Genomic DNA, 21,232 nt, shown 5'->3' with positions numbered 1-21,232 from the left:
TAAATGTATCTGGCATCTGGGGAAGGTTTTCTTCCTCAGATGCTTCTCAAACGTTCTTGCTTCATTCCTCCTCACCCTGTCGGACATCGAACAATTCTCTCTGTTATAACAGCACAATTTCGCCCTTGGGCTTTCGCTGCGTATAGGTTTCTATCCACCGTATAGAATGCATCCTGGACGCTATATTCATACGTTGGGACGACATGCATCGCGCCAAGACTGAGACTTACCCAAGGACTCACCGGGGATTGCTCATGTGGAATGGCAAGAGTTTGGACATTATCCTGAATTTTTTGAATGATTGCCTCAAGCCCATCCATATCTGTCTCAGACAAGACCACGACAAATTCTTCCCCCCCATATCGAGCCGCGAGGTCTCCGGGCCGTTTCATCACAGATCGTAACGCATGGGCAATGGCAGAGAGGCAACGATCTCCTTCAATGTGTCCATACGTATCATTGAATCGTTTGAAGAAATCGATATCACAGAGAATAAGAGAGAAGTCGTACCCCATACGAGCATGCCGTCTCCATTCGCGATCAACAAATTCATCAAGAAAACGACGGTTTGACAGGTTTGTCAGTCCATCGACTTGAGACAATTGCTCCAAACGGATATTGGCTTCCTGCAGCTCTTCATTGACAGTAACAAGTTCTGCCGTCCTCTGCTCGACCATTTGCCCAAGCTCTTTGTAAAAAGTCGCATTTTCCAAAGAAATGACGATTTGCGAAGAAAGCAACTCAAGCACATTAAGATGACGCTGCGTAAAGGCATCTTCCGTCAGGCTGTTTTCAAGATACAACATGCTTTTGACAATACCGGAATGCACGAGAGGGAGAGCCATGGCCGACTTCATACGTGAAGCCACAAAATAGGGATCGTGAGAGAACGCCCCCTGCTGTGCGGCAGAACTGAGCACGACACGTTCTTGCTTTCGAGCGCAATAATTGATCAGACTCAAAGGGAATCCCACCGTTGAACGTCGGGGAGATGTCTCATCCAATACAATCTCGACACGATTCCATTCCGATCGCGTTTCCGCCTGAATGTGCCAGTCTCCTCTCTTCGGAAGCAACAATATTGCCCGATTCGCTCCAGCATTTTCCGTCACAATATGCATCATGGTATCAAGAAGCTGCTCCAGATCAATCTCACTGGCCAGACTCTGCGATGCCTCCACAATGGAAATAATATCGAGCGAGTTCGGCGAACCTGTTGTTTCATAGGTCGATAACGTTGTCGTCAATGTCGATGTCATATCTCGCATGGTGGAAGAGGAGGGAACCGAACTTAACAGCAAATTTCCATAGTCACGTTCTATTTGTTTCGCTTTCGCGATGGCTCCCCACTTAAGATAGGTATACCGTGCTTCGGTCATATGGTAGGCGGCAATGCGGTACTGATCGCGTGACAGTAAATATCGAGCGCAGCACTCGTGAGCTAACGCCGTATTATTGATGTAGCCACTTTGTTGCGCTTCGGTAATGGCCGACTCATAGAGCGTGAATGCCTCCCAGTATCGGCCTTCCACACGTGCACGTTCCGCCTCGACAAGAAGATATTTGTGCTTGAAATTTGCTGGACTGTTTTCGGCCCAAACCTTCATCTTGTCCTGATACTGTTCGACAATGCCGAGCAAACGTGTTCGCTCCTGTTCGTCCTGTCCTTCCCAGCAGGCAAAAATTGTCAAGCATGCAAAGAAATACCCTTCAGCAACCTTTACCTGAGCAAGCGCGACCGATGCGACAACTTCAATGCTATCAATCATGGCCAGCGCATCGTCAAAATGACCGAACCAATACAAACTCCTGAGTTTGACCACATAAAAATAGGAGAGAGCGAGAGGATTATTTGCATAATTCCGTAAAAACGCTGCTTCTTGAAACGCCTCATCGTCCAGCGTGGCATCATTTTGGGTCTGCCCGAGAAGCTGTAAGAGCGGGTTGAGACAAGCTGGCAGAAAGAACTCATCGAGCACCACCGGAGCGTTACTCTGGAGAAAAGGAATATATCGCTTCGCTTCTGTGTACAGCTCCTCACAGGGAAAACCGAATATCATCGGATCGGAAATAACAAACTCCGCGCAATACCCGGCGAACGTCCAGTCCCCATTTTCTACAAGCAAGGGAAAGGCTTTGTGGTAGTATTCAAAAGACGATGACAACGGCTCACGCCAGTGATTAATGAACACGGCAAACATGAGATAGGCTTTGCCACGCATAAGCATATCATCGAACCGTTCTGCCAATTGGATGGCAACCGTGCCGAAACGATGCCCCGTCTCGTACTGGCCCAATAACGCCACGCAAACAAAACCATAATTCATATATCCATACGACGTGAGATGATTGTTGCCGTGTTCCAACGATATACTCGTCATTTTACACGACGCCCAGGCAACGAGCTCAAGCTGTGAAGCGAGATATGCACTCGTCCACATCTCCATGAGAATATCCATGATCGCTTGGTGACGAGGTGAATCCATGTGCCGATCATCGACAAGTTGCTCAATACGGCGTTCGCCGAGAAGGAGAGAAACGGCCGCTAATTCTGCTTCAAGTAAACGAGGCAATTCCTTGTCGCGAATTCTCACGCCAAGCGTTTCCAAGGCGTCTATTTGAATTTCGACAGCCATGTTATAGTCACCAGACAAATGATAATGCCGCATACGAATCATATGCACCTTCACGGTATCTTCAAGCGATGCGGCGTGTGTAAGCAAGGTGGTAAACAAATGTTCGAGGTTGTCCGTTTCTCCCCCGAAATGGAGATTCAACGCGAGTTCACAATGAATGGAAAAAGTGAGGTCATACAGACCATCCCAAGCATCAGAAGGAAGCAAATCCCGCGCGACCTGAAGATATCGAATGGCAGCGGCATACGCCGTTCCGTCCTTTGCACGCCGCCCAGCGTCCAGGTTGAGCGCGCCCAAGGTATTACGTTCCTGTCGATCAGAAATGAAATCTAACGCTTCATCAAGATGGTTGACGACCTCAAATAATCGACTCGTATTGGTCGTGGTATCACTTTTTTCCAGGAGGAGACGTCCGATCCTCAGGTGCATGACTTCGGCGTCTTGTAAAAGGACGTAACACGCTTGTTGAATGCGATCATGAGAAAAACGAAGCCGCTTCACATCATGAACAAGAATCACCCCTTCACCAACAGCCTCCATGAGAAGCTTTTGAATCTGCTCTTCAGGTGCATCATAAATCATATTTAATGTTTCGAGCGTGAAGGCGTTCCCAATACAGGCCGCGAGTTTCAACAATGTCTGCAGATCGTCGGAGAGCGTTTCAATTTTGGCCATCATAAGCTGAACGACATCATCCGGAATGTTCCGACATCGAATCTCTTCGATTTCCCAACGCCACTGCCCCGACTGGAGATCAAACGAGATGAGTTCTTCAGCGTAGATGCGCTTCAGAAACTGTGCGACGAAGAATGGGTTGCCCAATGTTTTGGCGTGGATAAGGTGAGCAAGTTCCTCAGTCAGTGAAACCTCGGTATGCAATGCATCAGCACATAATTCCGCGACATCTGTTTGCTGCAAATTCCCGACGTGAATCGTTTCGGGACGTATGTTCTGTTTGGCCAAACTATCGAGAAGGAGCCGCAGTGGATGCGAAGCAGGAACTTCGTTGTCGCGATATGCACCAATAAGAAACAAACTCGACATGTGCTGATCGGTCAACAATGTCGACAACACATTGAGCGATGCGAGATCAGCCCATTGTAGGTCATCAATGAACAGCACCAATGGTCGATCCGGCTGAGCTGCACTACGAAAAAAATTCCGGCAAACATAGCTAAAACGGTTTTGGGCTTCCATACCGGACAACACGGGCACTTCGGGTTGTGGCCCAAGGATAAGCTCCAGGCCTGGAACAAGGTCCACCATGACCTGCCCCACCTGCCCCAAAGCATCACGAAGTGCATCGGCAATAGCATCGAGCCGTTCCCGGCTTTCGGAAAGCCATGCATCGACCAGCCCGGTTAACGCTTGTTTCAATGCAAAGTACGGGATTGCCCGTTGATGTTGATCGAATTTTCCTGCGATGAAATAGCCCTTGCTTTGTGTGATGGGCTTATGAATTTCTTTAACAAGCGAGGTTTTGCCGGTTCCTGAGTAGCCAGACACAAGCATGAAAGCCATCCGTCCCTGCTGGACGACGCGATCAGAGAAAAGTGACAATAATAAATCAATTTCTTGACCTCGACCATAGAGCTTTTGCGGCAGATAAAAAATATTGGAAGTGTCACTCCTTCCAAGCGGAAACGACGTTATCTGGCCTTCGTTTCGGAGCTGTTCTATGCAATTTTCTATGTCTGCCTTGAGACCCGCCGCAGTCTGGTAGCGTTTTTCCGCCGTCTTGGCCATGAGCCTTGCCACAATGGCAGAGACCACGGGTGGAACGGCTGGATTCACCGTGGAAACAGGCTTGGGCTCGGTGGCAATATGCGCATAGACCATTTCCATGGGGTGGGCAGCCTCAAAGGGCAGCGTCCCGGTCAGCAGTTCATACATGCTCACCCCCAGGGAATAGAGGTCCGTACGATAATCGATTTGTCGGTTCATTCGACCGGTTTGTTCAGGAGAAATATATGCGAGTGTCCCTTCAAGAGTATCAGACTGGTTCTGACTCGGATTCGTTGCAGACAGACGCGTTGCCAGACCAAAATCAATCAATTTGCATGCGCCGGTCTCTGGATTGTACACAATATTGGAAGGGTTGAGGTCTTTATGCAGAATATGTTGTTCGTGAAGCCGGCAAAGCGCATCGCTCACAGCAAAAACGATTTGCAACACCTCCCGAAGTGAAAACGGCTTTTGAGCAGCCAATATTTTGAGTGAATGCCCACCGAAATCTTCAACTTCGAGCAGAAGACTATTTTCAACATTCACGAGAGAAAAGGCTGTAACGACTGTGTCGATATGAAGAGAACGCAGCAAATTGTATTCATTCCGATAGCGGGACAATTCCCCCAAGGCGGGACGCACCCCCTTGAGAAATTTGAGAACAACGGATTTCCCATCACTCTCTCGTTGGCCCCGAAAAACCAACGATGTCGCGCTTTCATAAATTTGTTCGCACCCTTGATACCCTTGCAACACATCCATAAGGCCTCCAGTGAACAGCCTGTCTCATAGCAACTCTATGAACACGCTCTGTAATACTTCAGCGTGCTTCCAAAACAAAAAGGAAACGAAAGTCAAGCAAAGAGAATTTGTAACCCATTCACGACAGTGGTGCACTCTAAAATCAAGAGGGTAAACGATGAATGATTTCTCCATACGCTTTCTCAAGGAGTGCTCCATGATAAAAATACATTGCTTTCTTGTCTTATGTACCGTTCTGCTGTTCCCGGCCTATGCGAATGCCATGAACACGACGTACACGATTGTCGACACCGGGCAGAATGAATGCTTTGACAACTCTCGTCCCATCGCGTGCCCGGCCGAAGGAGAACCATTTTATGGTCAAGACGCCCAGTATGACGGAAATACTCCGCGGTATCGTGACAATGGCGATGGAACGATCAGCGATATCAACACCGGTCTGATGTGGGTTGCGGCCCGTGGGGATAAAATGAGTTGGCGCGACGCCAAAAACAATGCAGCATCCGTTACCGTCGGCGGCTACACGGATTGGCGCATGCCCACCATTAAAGAGCTGTATTCTCTCATCGACTTCAGCGGACAATTGAGCCGATCCGCTACAGCGTCGAAACCCTTTATCGACACCCGATACTTCGAATTCGCTTATGGTGAGACATCAAAGGGAGAGCGCTCCATCGATTGTCAGGATTGGTCTTCCACGGTGTACAAGGGAACTACCATGAATGGAAGCGCAACGGCTTTCGGGGTCAATTTTGCCGATGGTCGTATCAAGGGCTATCCGAAGGAAGCACGGCACGGTCGACGTGACACGCGCTATGTCCGATACGTTCGGGGCAACCCAAACTATGGGAACAATGACTTCGTGGACAATGGAAACGGAACGGTCACAGATCAGGCAACCGGCCTGATGTGGCAACAAAATGATAGCGGCACAACCTATAATTGGGAAGACAGTCTGGCATATTGCGAAAATCTGACTTTGGGCGGACGAAGCGACTGGCGATTGCCCAATGCCAAGGAACTGCAATCCATTGTGGACTACACACGAAGCCCGACCACCACAGGAACGGCGGCCATTGACCCAATCTTCTCAACCACCGATATCCAGTCGTATTACTGGACAGGCACCACTCACCGCGAAGGCCCGCCCCATCGGGATGCTGAACACGCTGTCTATGTGGCCTTTGGCCAGGCCATGGGATACTTTTCCCTTCCGCGTAGTGGAAGAGAACCCACGTACATGGATGTTCATGGAGCCGGAGCACAACGAAGCGATCCCAAGGCCGGAGATCCTGCCGACTATCCTCAAGGGTTTGGCCCACAAGGTGACGATCGACGAATTTTCAACTACGCCCGCTGCGTCGCCAACTCAATCTGACAACCATGGCCGGCAGAGAACGCCCTCGCCGGCCATGGTATATTCTTTTATCCGTCTTCTGCAACATTACGAAAACAGTGCGTCAAGATCCTCTCGAGTCAACGATGCAATGGTCGATGTTGTCCCATGCTCAATAATACGGGCAAGATCTTTTTTGGCATCCTGTAACTTGAGAACCTGCTCGTCGATGGTATCTTTGCAAATGAGCTTATAAGCAAAGACCGTCTTCGTCTGTCCGATGCGGTGTGCTCGATCCATCGCTTGCGCCTCTGCAGCCGGATTCCACCATGGATCCATAATGAACACATAGTCGGCGGCGGTCAGGTTCAATCCGACTCCACCCGCTTTGAGACTTATGAGAAAAACGGGAGGCCCGGAAGCGTCCTGAAAAGACTCGACGCGCTCTTTACGTTTTGCGACCGAAGTACGTCCATCCAGCCGGGTGTATATTAGACCAACTGCATCGAGACGTTCTTGTATCAACGACAAAAACTTCGTGAACTGAGAAAAAACCAGCGCTTTATGGCCTTCCGACACCACTTCGACCAGCCGTTCTATCATGGTATCGAGCTTCCCTGATCCCGCCTCCGCTTCCCCTACCAATGCAGGATGGCAGGCTGCCTGACGCAGGCGCAACAAGCCTTCAATGACTTTGATTTTCGATCGAGCCAGCCCATTGGCATCGACGGTACGCAAGATTTCATTACGATAATGCTTTCGCAATTTTGCATAAACTTTCGCTTGTGCCGGTGTTGGTTCACACACAATGACCGACTCCTGTTTTTCAGGAAGGTCCGCAGCAACACTGTTTTTTGTGCGGCGTAACATGAACGGTTTGACCAGTGCTTGCAGGACGGACTTGGCCCCCTCCTGGCCTTCGGAGACGGGCTTGGAGAAACGTTCATCAAAGGATTTACGCGAACCGAGAAGATCAGGATTGAGAAAGTGCAGTTGAGACCAGAGTTCATCCAAACGATTTTCAAGCGGAGTCCCTGTCATGCATACGCGATGTTTCGCGTGCAGCACACGCGCGGCTTTAGCCGTTTGAGCGCTTGGGTTCTTGATAGCTTGGCTTTCGTCCAAGAGCACCAACGTCCAGTCAATATCCCTGAGCATAGCAATGTCACGTCGCAACAGGCCATAGGTGGTCACAACAAGGTCATGTTCCGGTATGGCTTCAATCAAAGCTGCCCGATTTTTTCCGATATACGGTAAAACGCGTAATGCCAGACAAAAGCGCCTGGCTTCATCTTGCCAGTGAAATACAAGCGATGTCGGGGCCACAACCAACGACGGGCCAGGAGTGCTTTGAGGATGACGTTCCTTGAGCAAAGCCAACCAGGCCAAAGCCGAAACCGTCTTGCCGAGCCCCATGTCGTCGGCCAGAACACCACCAAACCCAAAGGAGGCCAGGAAATCAAACCATCCCAAAGCGTCGCGCTGATAGGACCGTAATGTTCCATGAAACAATGTCGGTGGTTCTGGCGGATCAATGCCAGCAAAGGCATGCATACGACGTCGAAAATCAGAAAAATCCATCCCCACACGAGACTGATCAGCCTGATCAAGCAGATCATCAAGAAGAAGAGCGTGAGCGTTGTGAAAGCGCAATCGATCGCCGCCCTCGGCGGTCTCTCGCATGGAACGCCCAAGACCAAGCCGGGATGCATATTGATCGAACCAACCTTTCGGCAACACGCCAACACGGCCGTCATCCAACGTTATTGTTGTCTCTCCGCGCAACCACACCCGTATCGCCTTGGGCAAGGGAATAATGAGGTCACCGAAGGTGACATCCCCTTCCAGGTCGAACCAATCCATCCCCGATGATGCAATACGGACAGCGCAAGTCCCTTTTGGAGCGAAGACCCGTTGATCCCTCCCCCGTACGCGCCAACCAGCCTCCATCAAGGGAGCAAGCGCTTCGAGTGCTTCGAACAACGAATCTCCGGGCACGGTGAAACCGGTCTCCTCAGCAGTCGCACCAATTTGCAGAAGCCGTTCCGTCAGCAAGGCTTCCTCTTCGGGTTGACGCTCGATCCGTGTCCAGGAATCAACGTCAAGAAGCGCTGAACGAGTGTCGCGGGCATCGATCTCTTTGCCAGCATAATCAAAGAACATGCTTGCTGAAATTGCTTCTCCCACATGGGGAGGGTCAATCTCCAGGCAAGGGGCGGGTGGAGGCATATCGAGCAAAACCGGAGCGAATTCCTCGGGAACAGGGAGAGCAGGACCTTGTTGTTCAATGCCGGCCATATACAATTCTTTCACTTCCGTTTTGGGAACACGGACACGATACCCGGCATCCTGCATCGCTTGGCCCCATGTACTGTCGACATCGGCCAAGCTGTAAAGACGTTCGTTGTACACAAGGTATAGTGGCCGTCCCAAAAACCGATGTTTTATCTGCTCAAACGGAATGATTTCGTCCGCCAGTTGAATCATTGGAATATATTCCAGATGCTTGCTTCCCGGAGTCACACTTGCTGCATCCACCTCATAGGTGATCTCAGCCTCCATTGGGGAACCGAGACGAAGAGGATCCGCGATACGTCTGCCATGCGCTCGAAAACAACATCGCCCGGTCGCGGCAAGATCAGGAAAAAGAGTTCTGGCCGTCAAACGGTCAATCAGTAAATCATGCAAACCGACGTTGCGGTTGCGTGCCCCCCAGTAATCTCGTCGCTTCAAAGCAGAAACATGCTGTATGTGCACCAGGGCTTCCAGAACACGACGGTCGACCTCAGGCAATTCGTCGCTATCAAGAATATTGGCCAACACCCGTGACATCTGCTTTCCCGGCTGACCATTTTTCAATATCCGCTGTTTAACAGCCGTAACACTGACTTGTTGCCATTCGAAATCAAGGAGGTAGGAAATCTTCCAATCGCCACCGCTATTGCTGAACGCGATATCTGACGATGCAGTCGGCTCTGACGGCAATCGCAATAACTTGCGCCAATCCTGCGTTTCACCTCGTCTCGTTGAGCGGGTCCGAGGCGAAGTTTGGATTGCCTTGTTCTCACCAGCCGCCAACAGCGTGGCAAACAAATGCTTGCAAAGATATCCCCGTGCAAAATGGGGACAAGAACACGACACATGCAGATCATCGTTCCTTCCCACCGCATTGGAATTGCCGTGTACCACTTTGACAATATACGGCTGCGTTCCTTTGACGACCGCATCAATACTCTCGTCATCGGCACGCAAAAGTGTCACCTTGCCTGCTTTAAAGTAGGTGACACCACGCATTTGCGTCTCAAAGGCGAACTGATCTTTTAACGAATTCGCCCACGGCGGGAGGTCAGGAAGTGTGATATCGGCCATGCCGGGTTTCATATTCCCGAGAATGGATGCTGTCAAAACAAGCTCGCCAGCGCATGACACGTAATACGTGCATGTTATTCAATGCGAAACGGCAGGCGATCCCGGATGAGAGGATGGATACGACGCTGGGCGACAAGCGCCTGGATCAGGTCATACGTCGCTTTTACAATATCTCGATCACCGCTCAAACGAGGGCGTTCGTCTTTCCATGAAAGGAGCATGTCGGGATCTTTAATGGCGAGATGAACAATAGCCGAAAATACACGGCGCATGTGAATCAACAAATCAAGTGGCGATTGGTCGCGCGAGAGCCAGATATTGTTCTCCATGGACTCGAACGTCACCTTGAACGGATGCTGAAGCCTGGAATCGAAGACCAGCTCGTCGTTCCAAAGAAATTTCGTGTTCTGTGTTCTGGTCTGCTCAGCCATGGACTGTGCATACAGGGTCGGCGCCCCTCTATGAATATTATACAATCCCTCGACGCGATCTTTCAAACACAGTTTTAAATAGCCATCCAGTGTCTTGAAATAACTCCCTCCCTCGCGTTCAACCAAATCAAAGGCATAGGGCATACCCTGATTTTCAGGTTGTGAGAGTACAGCAAGCATCGTCAGGATTTCTTCAAGGGTACCAACACCCCCAGGATGCACGCGCCCTCGGTGTGCCCCGCGAATGAATGCTTCCATTCGGTATTCAATATTCGGGAAAACGAGAAAACGATTGACGACTTCGTTGGGCGGTTCGGCAGCAAGAATATTCTTCTCGGTAAATCCGATGAAATCCCGTGGTCCGAAACGTTCGATCGTCCGCTGTTTGCCATATGCTCCTTGCGACCCTTTGAATGGAGCCTTCATAATACCGGCACCGCATCCCGTTATGGTTTCAATGTCGGGAATAAACAGCGCAAGCCAATAGGCGACTTCTTTGGCAAAATCATATTCTTCACGGGTTATCCGATGCCCGCCCCAAGTGAATGTGACCAAGCCACGTTCACCCCGGTACAGAAAACCGGCATGTTCGACAAACCGCTTGATAGCTGCCGAAATAACGGCACTATCGCTTTGCGGGTCGGGGAACGGCGGGGCCATCACCATATCGCGCAGAAGAGACGAGATTTGTTCGATGGATTCCCAAATGACATTCTTCCCATCATAGAGACAATCTTCGGGAACATGCTTGAGAGCAAGCCGGTACTCATTGGCAATATGAATGAGTTCTACGGTCATTCCTCGAAATTTGTGTCGAATTTCCCGTAAATCATTCATATCGGCTTTGTGAACATTAATTAAGGCAGCGATCATCTCTTGAAGCCGATTCGTTGGATCCGCAAGGCTTCGTTCGATATCCAAAGCCATTTCTCGTGAAATTTCGCGTACCCCGAAACGACGGGGAACAAGGGGAAGGTAGAGTTCAGTTTTCATATATTCCTCGCAGCCAGATTATGCGGCTATATCATGTAATACTCTGATAGACGTTTGCTGTTACCGATTTATGTCGATATTTCCTCCTTTGGAAATCACCCATGGACATCATACAGACGTCATGATGATGAAATATCGACATTTCTCGGAGAAACCGATGGCAGAACTGTAACCACTCATGCAGATAATTATACATTACCTAGCATATCAATATTTTAAAAAACATGGCATGAAGACTGCTAGTGTAAAGGCAAGAACATGACGCAACGCAAAGGAGAAATACCATGAAGACTTTACAAAATATAACGACGACTCTGGCTCTGGCTGCTTTCATCTTGGCTTCGGCAGTAGCTTTCGATACTCCGGCCCACGCCTGGACCAGAAAAACGACGCGAAGCAATGCGGCTGGAATGTCGATGACGACGACCAACACAACAACACCAACTGCAAATGGCTACCAACACAACACCACAGCCACCACAGGAAGCGGAGCCACTGCAAACAGAAGTGCTACAGGATATTATGATCCGGTCACAAAGACGTGGAACAAGACTGTGACCAATACGGGACCTGCTGGCAACAGTGCTACTCACACGAAGACGACCAAGATTACGCCCTAACCTTCCTTTGTTCCGGGACTGTCTGACCAGACAGTCCCGTTTTTTTATGGTCCTCCCCTTGCCATGAAGCCGTCTTTGGGTAAAAAACACTCAAGCGGCCATTTTTGGGCTTTTCAACCCAGTATATTTTGGATCACTTACGCGAAGGGACGACGTGGAACCATTCGAGATCAAAGGGAAGATGTCCCCAATCACCATTTTTCGGGTTCATTCACCCGATCTTCAGTGTATTGAGGATTTTTTTGGCCAAAATTTTGCAGTATTGCCTGAATATTTCAAAAAAACTCCGATGGTCATCGATGTTTCGCCGCTCGGGAGCGCTTCGACCACCCTTAATGTGGCCGGGCTCGTCGATTTTTTGCGAAAACACGGATTGACGTTGGCCGGTTTTCAGGGCGCAGTTGACACCCGTCCGTATCTCCAGCAAGGACTTGTACCGTGGAGTGACGCGAAGAAGCGTCCCGAAGACTCGCAGACAAAACAGCGCAAACGGGGGAATGAACAGACTCCCCAACCGTTTGAACCGGCGCAAATTCTCACACAACCTGTTCGCTCGGGGCAGCAATATTATGCGCGTCATGCCGACCTGATTGTCATGTCTTCGGTCAGTGAAGGCGCGGAAGTTCTTGCAGATGGGCACATTCATATTTATGGAGCTCTACGCGGCAGAGCAATGGCCGGCGTCAGCGGCAATACGGCCGCTCGTATATTTTGTACATCGTTTGATGCAGAACTGGTTGCCGTAGCCGGATGTTACAATGTCCGTGAAGATTTCGATGAAGATATAATAAAAATGGCGGTCGTGGTTTCACTCGACGACGACATTTTAACATTCACCCGAATATAAGTACCATTTAACCCTCTGTTACGAACAAGCAGGAGCACAGCCCGTGGGCAAAATTATTGTTATTACATCCGGCAAAGGTGGCGTTGGGAAAACAACCACCAGCGCCTCATTTGCCACAGGCCTGGCCAAGGCCGGCCATAAAACGGCAGTTGTCGATTTTGATATCGGTCTGCGCAACCTTGATATTATCATGGGTTGCGAACGCCGTGTTGTCTTTGACTTCGTCAATGTCATCAATGGCGACGCCTCGTTGCGCCAGGCATTGATCAAAGATAAACGCGTCGATGGACTCTATATGCTCCCAGCCTCGCAAACGCGTGACAAAGACGCCTTGACCCCGGACGGTGTAGAAGCCATCCTGAACGAACTCCGCGAAGAATTCGATTATGTAATCTGTGACTCCCCGGCCGGTATTGAACGTGGAGCCAAGATGGCTATGTACCACGCCGATGAAGCCATTTTGGTGACGAACCCCGAAGTTTCATCTGTCCGTGACTCCGATCGGGTGCTTGGATTACTCTCCAGCGTCACACGAATGGCCGAAGAAGGCGGACAAGGCCCGTGTGAACACCTCCTTCTCACGCGATACGACCCGGAACGTGTTGGCGTCGGTGAAATGCTTGGAGTCAGCGACATCACTGAAATCCTGGCAATACCGCTTCTTGGTGTCATTCCGGAATCCAAGTCCGTTCTGCTCGCTTCCAATGCTGGTCAACCCGTCATCCTTGATGAAAAGAGTGATGCCGGCCAAGCCTATGACGACGCGGTATCCCGCTTTCTTGGTAATGATTGCCCCCACAGGTTCCTGGAACCAGCCAAAAAGGGTATCCTCGCAAAACTGTTCGGGAAATAACATGAAATTCCTCGAGTACTTTCGTTCGAAAAAAACGAGCGCTTGCGTTGCCAAGGAACGGCTGCAAATCATTGTGGCTCACGAGCGTGCCCAGAATAGCGGGCACGAATACTTGCCGCTGTTGCAGCATGAGCTTCTTGAAGTCGTACGCAAATATATCAATGTGGACGACAACGCCGTCAAAATCGAAATCGACCGAGATGGCGAGTGTGACATTCTTGAGCTCAATATTTTTCTTCCTGATAAAAGCTAGTCGGAACTGGCTTTCCGATCAGTATCCATCCGTCTCTGCCGCCGCGGTGGCAGAGACGTGTTGGATCACGTCCTTTTCCTTTCTTCCTTCTTTTCGCAACTCGCGGGCGCTGAGAAATCCGTGTACAATTTGTTTGGATGCGTTATATTGTATCGAAACGTTTTCTTTCGGAGGACATATCCTATGAAAGCACGACATGCTCTCTGTATCCTGGCACTTATCGGGCTTATCGCTTTTGCTGGCGGATGCACCCGAATGAATCGAGCGCAACAGGGTGCAGCTCTTGGGACTGCAGCCGGAGCGGCAGTTGGTGGTTTGGCAACAAACTCATGGGAAGGTGCAGCCATTGGTGGTGCCGTTGGATTAGGTGGCGGGTATATTATCGGCAACGAAATGGATAAAGCAAACCGATATAAATATTATCGCCGCCCGTACAATGCCCCACCGCCGAGAAGGTATTAATTCCGGACCAAAAGTTCGCATACGAGGTATCATGCTTTCCCACATGGCATAGAGACACGAGGGCATCACACGATGCCCTCTTTCAAAATAAGCCAAGCATTTTCCCCGCGAATCAAACGGCCTAATCATTGAAATCCAACGCCGACGGAGGCGTGCACGATCTATTATGAATCCCATTTCTCGCCATCTCTCCGTTTTGTGTTTTTTTTGTCTTATACCGATGCTCGTCGCAGCGAGTTCACAGGGTAAGTCAGCTTCATCTGTCGCGACACCAGCTCCGGCGGCAATTTTACCGTTGCCCAAATCGTTTCCACCCGTCAGTGATTACGCGGACATGTTCTCCTCAAAGACGGAGAAAAAGATATCCCGTATGCTCGATACCTACAAACGCCAGTCCGGTCTCGGCGTTATGGTCATGACCATCGGCAGTTTGCGCGGTGATGATATCAATATGTATGCAGATCGAGTTCTTGATGCATCCGGGAAACACGCATTGTTGATCATCGCACGCCGAGAAGGAAAAATCGCTTTGATGCTCGATGAAGACCTCGAAGGACGCTTTAGTCAAGCTGATGCCAGACGCCTCATATCCTCGGATATTGTGACCCACTTCCAAGCTGGGCTTTATGACAAAGGCATAGAAGCTGCCGTAAAGACCCTAATTACCACCCTAGGAACGGCACCACTCCATAAATCCAAGTAATCCATTTTTTGGGGATCCATTTTTTGAGGAACCCACCCCTCTCTGTCCATTTTTTTTAGACCAGTCCACTTTCAACGGACAACACAAACCCGGCAATGCTTTCTTCATCAATGTTAAAAGTTTCTTTTCCATTTTTTCCGGAATGCACCCCGAATGGTATGATCTGTGCTTAGAGTTTCGCACCCGTATCACGCAATCCCATACGGGAGGGAAAACTATGATGCTCTCATTCGGACGATTCGTTTGGAATACTTTGGGCACGCTGGCCCTTGCCTATCTGATTTATCAGTGGGTTTTCGTCAATCCCGATGCAGCGCAACGCTTCTTCCAGCGTATCAGCGGTGTCGTGGTGGGATTGTTCGGCATGCCAGTCGCCTTCTAACGAGTTTTCCTTCGTGTTAGACGAACACGATTATCAATTTTCACCATTCTTTTCTGGACAGCACTTTATCCGTCCCATGATTGATGCATATTTCTGGGATCGGACGAACTCTTGTTTGCTTTCCTCAACACCAGCGTATCATTGCGTTTCATTCTCCAATAGGACATCCAGAATGGCTGCAATAGCCGCATAGGGATCGGAAATAGCAGCAAATGCCGCTGTTTGAGGCCCCGTTATATCGTTATCTGTTTGTGCATCAGCAACAACAAAAAAAGTCCCTGAAAGTTGGGGATCAACAGTCATATCAGCCTCAACGGTTTCTTCAGCCGCATCAAACACTCCATCACGAGGTTGCATGGCAACGGTCGTGGATACCAACACGCCTTGTAGAGAATACAGCCCGACCGAGGCAGAGCGAACGACGGTCCCAGCTTGGCTTACTTGTGCAACGGCGGTGATGTGCAGTTGTCTCTTGGCACTATCGTTAACGATTGATGTCACTTCGACGAGTGGACCGGAAGGAGTCAGATACGGCGTTGCCCCATTCGTGAACGCATAGAGCAGGGTTTTGCGCATACTCGGCCAAATCGTTTGCTCGAACTCTGGACATTCCTGAAAAAAATCTGTTCCCATCTCTATCGTATACGAAGCAACACCGCGTTCTCCATATCCAAAGTCGTCGGCAGCTCCATCTGTTGGATACAATCCCGAGGCCTGGCCGGCCCAATACCCGTTTTGACCAGCCAAGGCTTGACCAAGAACCGACAATGTTTCGTTTGGCGGGGAGTTATACGTGTACCCCCACGGCCAAAGCACCATTTCACCATAGCTATGGAGATCAATATACAAACCGGGCGTATCGTCGGGAGCCGCATCATAGTCGGCCTCTCCACGGCGATCCGGAAAAATCGATCGTATGTATTCAGTGACGGCTGTGGTCTCCGGCTCACTTGACGACATCGGTCCGCGATAATCGTTTGCACATTCGAAGGGGCTTGAGCCATTACAACAGGCCCAATTGAAGGGAAAATTTCGGTTGAGATCGACACCGCGATTGTCTGTCGCCGCACAGAAAGTATTATTCGTATTTTTACGCCACAACAGTCCTGTTTGAGCTTGAGCACGCCCATCAGGATTCACCACCGGAATAAGATGTATTTGACGGGTCGCGAGGAGCCAAGCGATTTCCGGATCGGAGTCGGCAAAGGAGACAAGATATTCGGCAAATCGTACCGCAACCTCAGGAGGGGCCAACTCTCTGGCATGTATCCCCGCTGTCAGCAACACAATCGGAGCTGTTGTCCCCTCAACCGCCGGCTTCCCGAGGCGAAGCAGCATGATATCGTGGCCACCAAGTTCCTGCGTCTTTTCCCATGAGTCGCCAATATCCGACCAGAGAACGAGATCGGGTCGGCGCTGTGCCAAATCAGCGCAAGCGGCATAGAGCTCATCTGTTGTTCGCAGACAACTATATCCGGAAATCGTGCGCTTCTGACGAGCACGAGTCACAATGCCCGATGATCCAAAATATTTTTCCGTTTTTTCGAGATCAACCCGGACGCGATAGCCACTGGCCTCCAGTTCTAAACGCTCTGCTCCAGACACATCGAACACCGCGCAATGCATCGCCGGGATGACAGTCCATGGAACAAAACGTTCAAAAACCTGTTGCATGGCCTCCGTGTTTTCATGACACACTTCAACAACAAACCGGTCTTGACCGCGAGCCGGTATGACACCACACACCAGAGACAGGATCACTCCGAAGATGATATTTCGAACGCGCATGATTCTCTCCACTCCAAACCGCCAAGATCTTGCACTCTCGCACGCCGCACGATACATTTCGTTTTTCAACACGTTAATCTGGATATATCCATGGAACCAGCTCCCGTATACAGTTTCGTCAAGCACGTACAACCATACGAATGTGGACCAGGGGCAACACTTCCCGGACATGCGTTGACGGGAATAATCCAGACCGCGGCCTCATCGCATGCCGATCGCCTTGGCTCCGGCATGAACGATCTGGCCCAACGAGGATATTTCTGGGCTTTGTCCGTCCTACATATCGAAATAGACCGAATGCCGGAACAGAATATGGAGGTGGACGTCTCAACATGGCCCAGCGCCTTCAATCGCCTCCGTGTCGGGCGGGAGTTTATTGGACAACTTCCCGATAATGAGGTTCTGTTTCGTGCCAGTTCAGAGTGGATTGTCGTGGATGCGACCAAACGTCGCGCCGTTGACCCGCGTTTTCTTGCCGAACTCTATGAACCGCGCAAGCAATTTGCTCTCTCTTTTCCAATCAAGCGATTGAAACCCGCACGCATCCCCGACAATGCCGGCTCGCAGGCGAGCTTTCGTGTTTGTCGCAGCAGTCTTGATATCAACGCACACGTCAACAATACGGAATATATCCGTGTAAGTCTTGATGCACTCTACGATGCAGGCATCCACGGCAACCTTGCCTCACTCTGGGTGACATTTCACAATGAATCGTTCTTCAACGACGTTATCGATTTATTCATCACTCGTCAGGAAACGAACGGAGAACATGTGCAAGTGACCGGTCTCTGTCGAGAAAAGCCCATTTTTTGTGCGCAATGTAGTTTCCGTTCCGTACCGACCTCGTAGTCGTTCCTTGCAACTTCTCGTTGAATTCTGTTAGTTGGAGGAATGAAATACGACTTCGATACCGTCATCGACCGGCGTGGCACTCATTGTGAAAAATGGGATGGAATGGAAGAACGTTTCGGCGTATCGCCCGATACCGGACTCGCCATGTGGGTGGCGGATATGGAATTTCGTCCTCCACCTGAAGTCATCCAAGCTCTGGCCAAAGCGATTGATCATGGAATTTTTGGCTATTATGGCAACGATATCGATTATCCACTGGCGGTTGCCGGCTGGATGAATCGTCGCCATAAGTGGCGTATCGATCCGGAATGGATTCTGACCTCTCCAGGCATTGTATCCGGAGCAAGCCTTATCATCCAGGCATTATGTAAGCCCGGCGATGCCGTCGTGCTGATGCCTCCCCTCTACCCTCCCTTTTATGGGGCCGTGACACGCAATGGTTGTCGTGTTCTCGAATGTCCGTTGGTCATAGAAAACGGACGCTACCAAATGAATCTCGATTACCTCATTCAATGTCTTCAAGCCAACCCCGCTGCACGTCTTCTTGTCCTTTGCAGTCCGCATAATCCCGGAGGCCGGGTTTGGACGGAATCGGAACTCAAGTCGCTTGCAGAAATCTGCCTTGATTTCAATCTGCTTATTTTGTCGGACGAAATCCATCATGACATTGTTTTTCCGGAACATGTCCATACTCCCATAGCCACGCTTGGACCGGCCGTCGCCGAAAGGACCGTCACCTGTACGTCAGCCACCAAAACATTCAATCTGGCCGGTACGATGACAGGCAATATCATAGCATCGAATCCGATTCTGCATCGTGAAATATTCCGTCAACTGGCGCGGTGCGGATTGTATACGCCCAATATGTTCGGTCCCTTGGCCGCTGTCGCTGCCTACACCCATGGTGCCCCTTGGCTTGACGCACTCCTTCCGTACCTTAAAAGTAATCGCGATCTGGTAGATTCAACCGTCGCCGAACATCTCCCTGGAGTCACATCAATGCCGCTTGACGGAACGTATCTTTCCTGGCTTGACTTTTCCGGAACAGGCCTTCCTATGGAGGACGTCCAGAGGCGCATAACGAATCAGGCGGGTTTAGCCCTCAATGTGGGGGCAACCTTCGGCACAGGTGGAGAAACATACATGCGGTTTAATTTCGCCTGTCCGAAAAGCATGCTCAACCAGGCGTTAGATCGACTTGTTGCAGCGTTTGCCAATGGATAATGTTCGATTTCTGACATATAGTGTCCTACGAATTGTAATTAATGGACACTAGATCCTGAAAAAGGCACACGTCCATGGCACTCCTAACTTAACAATGCATTACACCGGATATCCTTGCCAATCATTCAATACATTGGCACCAACATAGTCATGCTATAACGTTACAAGTCCGTTTTCTTTAACACCGTAGTCCGAGGTATTCCGTGAACAATTCATCTCTTGTCAAAACAATGCTTGTCCGAGGACTTTTGACGATACTATTCATCCTTGGAGTGAGTTATCTCCTGATGTACAATGTTCTCTCTTTCCCTGGCTGGAATGCATTGTATGGAGTTTGTATCATGGCTGCCGGGTTTATCGTCCTCGGCGTTGTTCAATTTTTTGGGGTGCAGGCCCATATTGTCACAGCTATTGATCGTCTTGTAAATTATACCAAATCCGCCACATCAAACAAAAAAACGATTCCTCTTGAAGGGCCGTTTCGTGGTGAGCTTGATACACTTGCCCAAGCACTTGTTACACTGGTCGAGACTGCACACGAACGCGAACAGGAAGCGATCACCAACGAACATGCCGCCCAGGACCGCCTTCGTGAAATCGAAGCAACACTTAAAGAACTCCAGGAGCATGATGCCGACTCGAGACAGCTTCTTGAGAGTATGCAGCAAGCGGCGGATCAGGCTAAACAGGTATCCAGCCAAGTCACCGATTCCGTCGGCGACCTGTCCAACGAAGTCGAGAAAGTTCACAGCGGCATGCAAACACAAACCGATCGCATGATTGAGACGGCTACCGCCATGGAGCAGATGCACATGACGGTTATGGAGATCGCGCAAAACGCTGCCAGCGCCGCCTCCAATGCAAAAAAATCTCAGGAAAAAGCCCAAATAGGGGCACTCAATGTCAAGGAATCGGTACAGTCGATTTTAGCCATTGAAAAGCGCGTCCTTGGATTGAAAGAAACCATGGATCGTCTGGGAGCACAGGCCGAATCCATTGGTGAGGTACTTCGCGTCATCAACGATATTGCCGACCAAACGAATCTGCTTGCGCTCAATGCGGCTATTGAGGCGGCTCGTGCTGGTGACGCAGGACGTGGTTTTGCCGTTGTTGCTGATGAGGTCCGCAAGCTAGCGGAAAAAACCATGACCGCGACCCAAGAAGTTGAAGGGGCCATCGCATCGATTCAAGATGTAGCTCGCATGAATATTGATGCTGTCGATGCAACAGCGGAAAACATTACGACAAGTACGGCCTCAGCGACGAAGGCCGGTGAATTCATGCAAGAAATTGTGGCCTTGATCGAAGAAACATCAGCTCAAGTCGAATCCATTGCAACGGCTTCTGAGGAACAGTCGGCGACATCGGATCAGATCACCGGCGCCGTGGCCGAAGTCTCGAATGTTGCCGAGCAGACGGCCATTGGTATGGGACGGTCGGCTGAAACACTGGCTCGAATGACTGGACTTGTTGGTGAACTCGACGGTGTTGTTCACAACATCTGCGCAGCGAATAAACCCGGGAAGACATTGGGGCTCTCTTCGGGAAAACTCATGGAATGGTCGGATGAGTTATCGGTTGGCATCGATTCCATTGATCGACAACATAAACGCCTTCTCGACCTTATCAACCAACTCAACGATGCCATGAAGAACAAGCGCTCCAAAACAACACTCCTTCAGACCATTGATGCGCTGAAACAATACACGGTCGAACATTTCAGCAAAGAAGAAGAGCTGTTCAAACGTTATGGCTACCCCGATGAAGAGGCACACCGGCGAGTTCATGCGTCATTTGTCGACAAAGTCAAAACATTTGAGAAGGATGTCAAAGCAGGCCGCGTTACGGTTTCTTTAAGCATCATGAACTTTCTCAAGGATTGGCTCATCAAGCATATCATGGGAACTGATAAAAAATACGGACCGTTCTTGTCGTCCAAGGGAGTCCGCTAGATTGTTTCTTTTGTCCGGACCAGCATTGCTGGTCCGGACAAATG

15 protein-coding genes are annotated in these 21,232 nt (G+C 50.1%); 11 read left to right on the top strand and 4 right to left on the bottom strand.

The window, feature by feature from the left end; all coding sequences use genetic code 11:
- Positions 1 to 71: 71 nt before the first annotated feature.
- Positions 72 to 5,123, bottom strand: a complete 5,052-nt coding sequence (locus tag G451_RS0101080; protein WP_027182817.1) for a diguanylate cyclase domain-containing protein — start codon at positions 5,121 to 5,123, stop codon at positions 72 to 74.
- Positions 5,124 to 5,319: 196 nt separating this feature from the next.
- On the opposite strand from G451_RS0101080, the gene G451_RS0101075 reads away from it, so the two are divergent.
- Positions 5,320 to 6,501, top strand: a complete 1,182-nt coding sequence (locus G451_RS0101075) for an Lcl C-terminal domain-containing protein (RefSeq protein WP_034640128.1) — start codon at positions 5,320 to 5,322, stop codon at positions 6,499 to 6,501.
- 66 nt (positions 6,502 to 6,567) lie between these two features.
- Here the strand turns inward: G451_RS0101075 and G451_RS32080 are convergent, their stop codons facing one another.
- Together G451_RS32080 and G451_RS0101065 are read right to left on the bottom strand one after the other, a co-directional pair.
- A complete protein-coding gene (locus G451_RS32080; protein ID WP_156921464.1) occupies positions 6,568 to 9,864 on the bottom strand; it encodes a DEAD/DEAH box helicase in 3,297 nt (1,098 codons plus the stop codon).
- A gap of 38 nt (positions 9,865 to 9,902) precedes the next feature.
- Positions 9,903 to 11,252 carry a pyrimidine/purine nucleotide monophosphate nucleosidase domain-containing protein gene (locus G451_RS0101065; protein WP_027182815.1) on the bottom strand — a complete coding sequence of 450 codons (1,350 nt, stop codon included), beginning with the start codon at positions 11,250 to 11,252 and terminating at the stop codon, positions 9,903 to 9,905.
- A 284-nt stretch (positions 11,253 to 11,536) separates the two neighbouring features.
- On the opposite strand from G451_RS0101065, the gene G451_RS26805 reads away from it, so the two are divergent.
- The 7 genes from G451_RS26805 (at position 11,537) to G451_RS34000 (ending at position 15,372) form a co-directional block, all read left to right on the top strand.
- Positions 11,537 to 11,872 carry a hypothetical protein gene (locus G451_RS26805; RefSeq protein WP_051260995.1) on the top strand — a complete coding sequence of 112 codons (336 nt, stop codon included), beginning with the start codon at positions 11,537 to 11,539 and terminating at the stop codon, positions 11,870 to 11,872.
- Between the two features lie 154 nt (positions 11,873 to 12,026).
- Positions 12,027 to 12,719: a septum site-determining protein MinC gene (minC, locus tag G451_RS0101055; protein WP_027182814.1), complete on the top strand. Its 693-nt coding sequence runs from the start codon at positions 12,027 to 12,029 to the stop codon at positions 12,717 to 12,719.
- A 43-nt stretch (positions 12,720 to 12,762) separates the two neighbouring features.
- Positions 12,763 to 13,572 carry a septum site-determining protein MinD gene (gene minD / locus G451_RS0101050; RefSeq protein WP_027182813.1) on the top strand — a complete coding sequence of 270 codons (810 nt, stop codon included), beginning with the start codon at positions 12,763 to 12,765 and terminating at the stop codon, positions 13,570 to 13,572.
- Position 13,573: 1 nt separating this feature from the next.
- Positions 13,574 to 13,825 (top strand): cell division topological specificity factor MinE, encoded by a 252-nt coding sequence (minE, locus tag G451_RS0101045; protein ID WP_027182812.1) that lies wholly within the window; start codon positions 13,574 to 13,576, stop codon positions 13,823 to 13,825.
- A gap of 183 nt (positions 13,826 to 14,008) precedes the next feature.
- Entirely contained in the window at positions 14,009 to 14,287 is a 279-nt protein-coding gene (locus G451_RS0101040) for a glycine zipper domain-containing protein (protein WP_027182811.1), read from the top strand.
- A gap of 166 nt (positions 14,288 to 14,453) precedes the next feature.
- Complete coding sequence (locus tag G451_RS0101035; protein WP_027182810.1) at positions 14,454 to 14,990, top strand: TPM domain-containing protein; 537 nt, start codon at positions 14,454 to 14,456, stop codon at positions 14,988 to 14,990.
- Between the two features lie 217 nt (positions 14,991 to 15,207).
- Complete coding sequence (locus tag G451_RS34000; RefSeq protein ID WP_156921463.1) at positions 15,208 to 15,372, top strand: hypothetical protein; 165 nt, start codon at positions 15,208 to 15,210, stop codon at positions 15,370 to 15,372.
- 138 nt (positions 15,373 to 15,510) lie between these two features.
- Here the strand turns inward: G451_RS34000 and G451_RS26800 are convergent, their stop codons facing one another.
- Positions 15,511 to 17,160, bottom strand: coding sequence for a M14 family zinc carboxypeptidase (locus G451_RS26800; RefSeq protein ID WP_051260994.1), 1,650 nt, complete (start codon positions 17,158 to 17,160; stop codon positions 15,511 to 15,513).
- Between the two features lie 90 nt (positions 17,161 to 17,250).
- Here G451_RS26800 and G451_RS0101015 point away from each other — a divergent pair, with 90 nt between their 5' ends.
- The 3 genes from G451_RS0101015 to G451_RS0101005 all read left to right on the top strand — a co-directional run bounded on the left by G451_RS0101015 (position 17,251) and on the right by G451_RS0101005 (position 21,188).
- Complete coding sequence (locus G451_RS0101015) at positions 17,251 to 18,009, top strand: acyl-[acyl-carrier-protein] thioesterase (RefSeq protein WP_027182809.1); 759 nt, start codon at positions 17,251 to 17,253, stop codon at positions 18,007 to 18,009.
- A gap of 42 nt (positions 18,010 to 18,051) precedes the next feature.
- Positions 18,052 to 19,236 carry a MalY/PatB family protein gene (locus tag G451_RS0101010; RefSeq protein ID WP_027182808.1) on the top strand — a complete coding sequence of 395 codons (1,185 nt, stop codon included), beginning with the start codon at positions 18,052 to 18,054 and terminating at the stop codon, positions 19,234 to 19,236.
- Positions 19,237 to 19,439: 203 nt separating this feature from the next.
- On the top strand, positions 19,440 to 21,188 hold the full coding sequence (locus G451_RS0101005; RefSeq protein WP_027182807.1) for a bacteriohemerythrin: 1,749 nt from the start codon (positions 19,440 to 19,442) through the stop codon (positions 21,186 to 21,188).
- Positions 21,189 to 21,232: the final 44 nt, after the last annotated feature.

This window comes from Desulfovibrio inopinatus DSM 10711 (assembly GCF_000429305.1).
GTDB classification, from domain to species: domain Bacteria; phylum Desulfobacterota; class Desulfovibrionia; order Desulfovibrionales; family Desulfovibrionaceae; genus Alteridesulfovibrio; species Alteridesulfovibrio inopinatus.
Note: the sequence above shows the minus strand (reverse complement) of the source record. Positions and strands in the feature narration are given on the sequence as shown.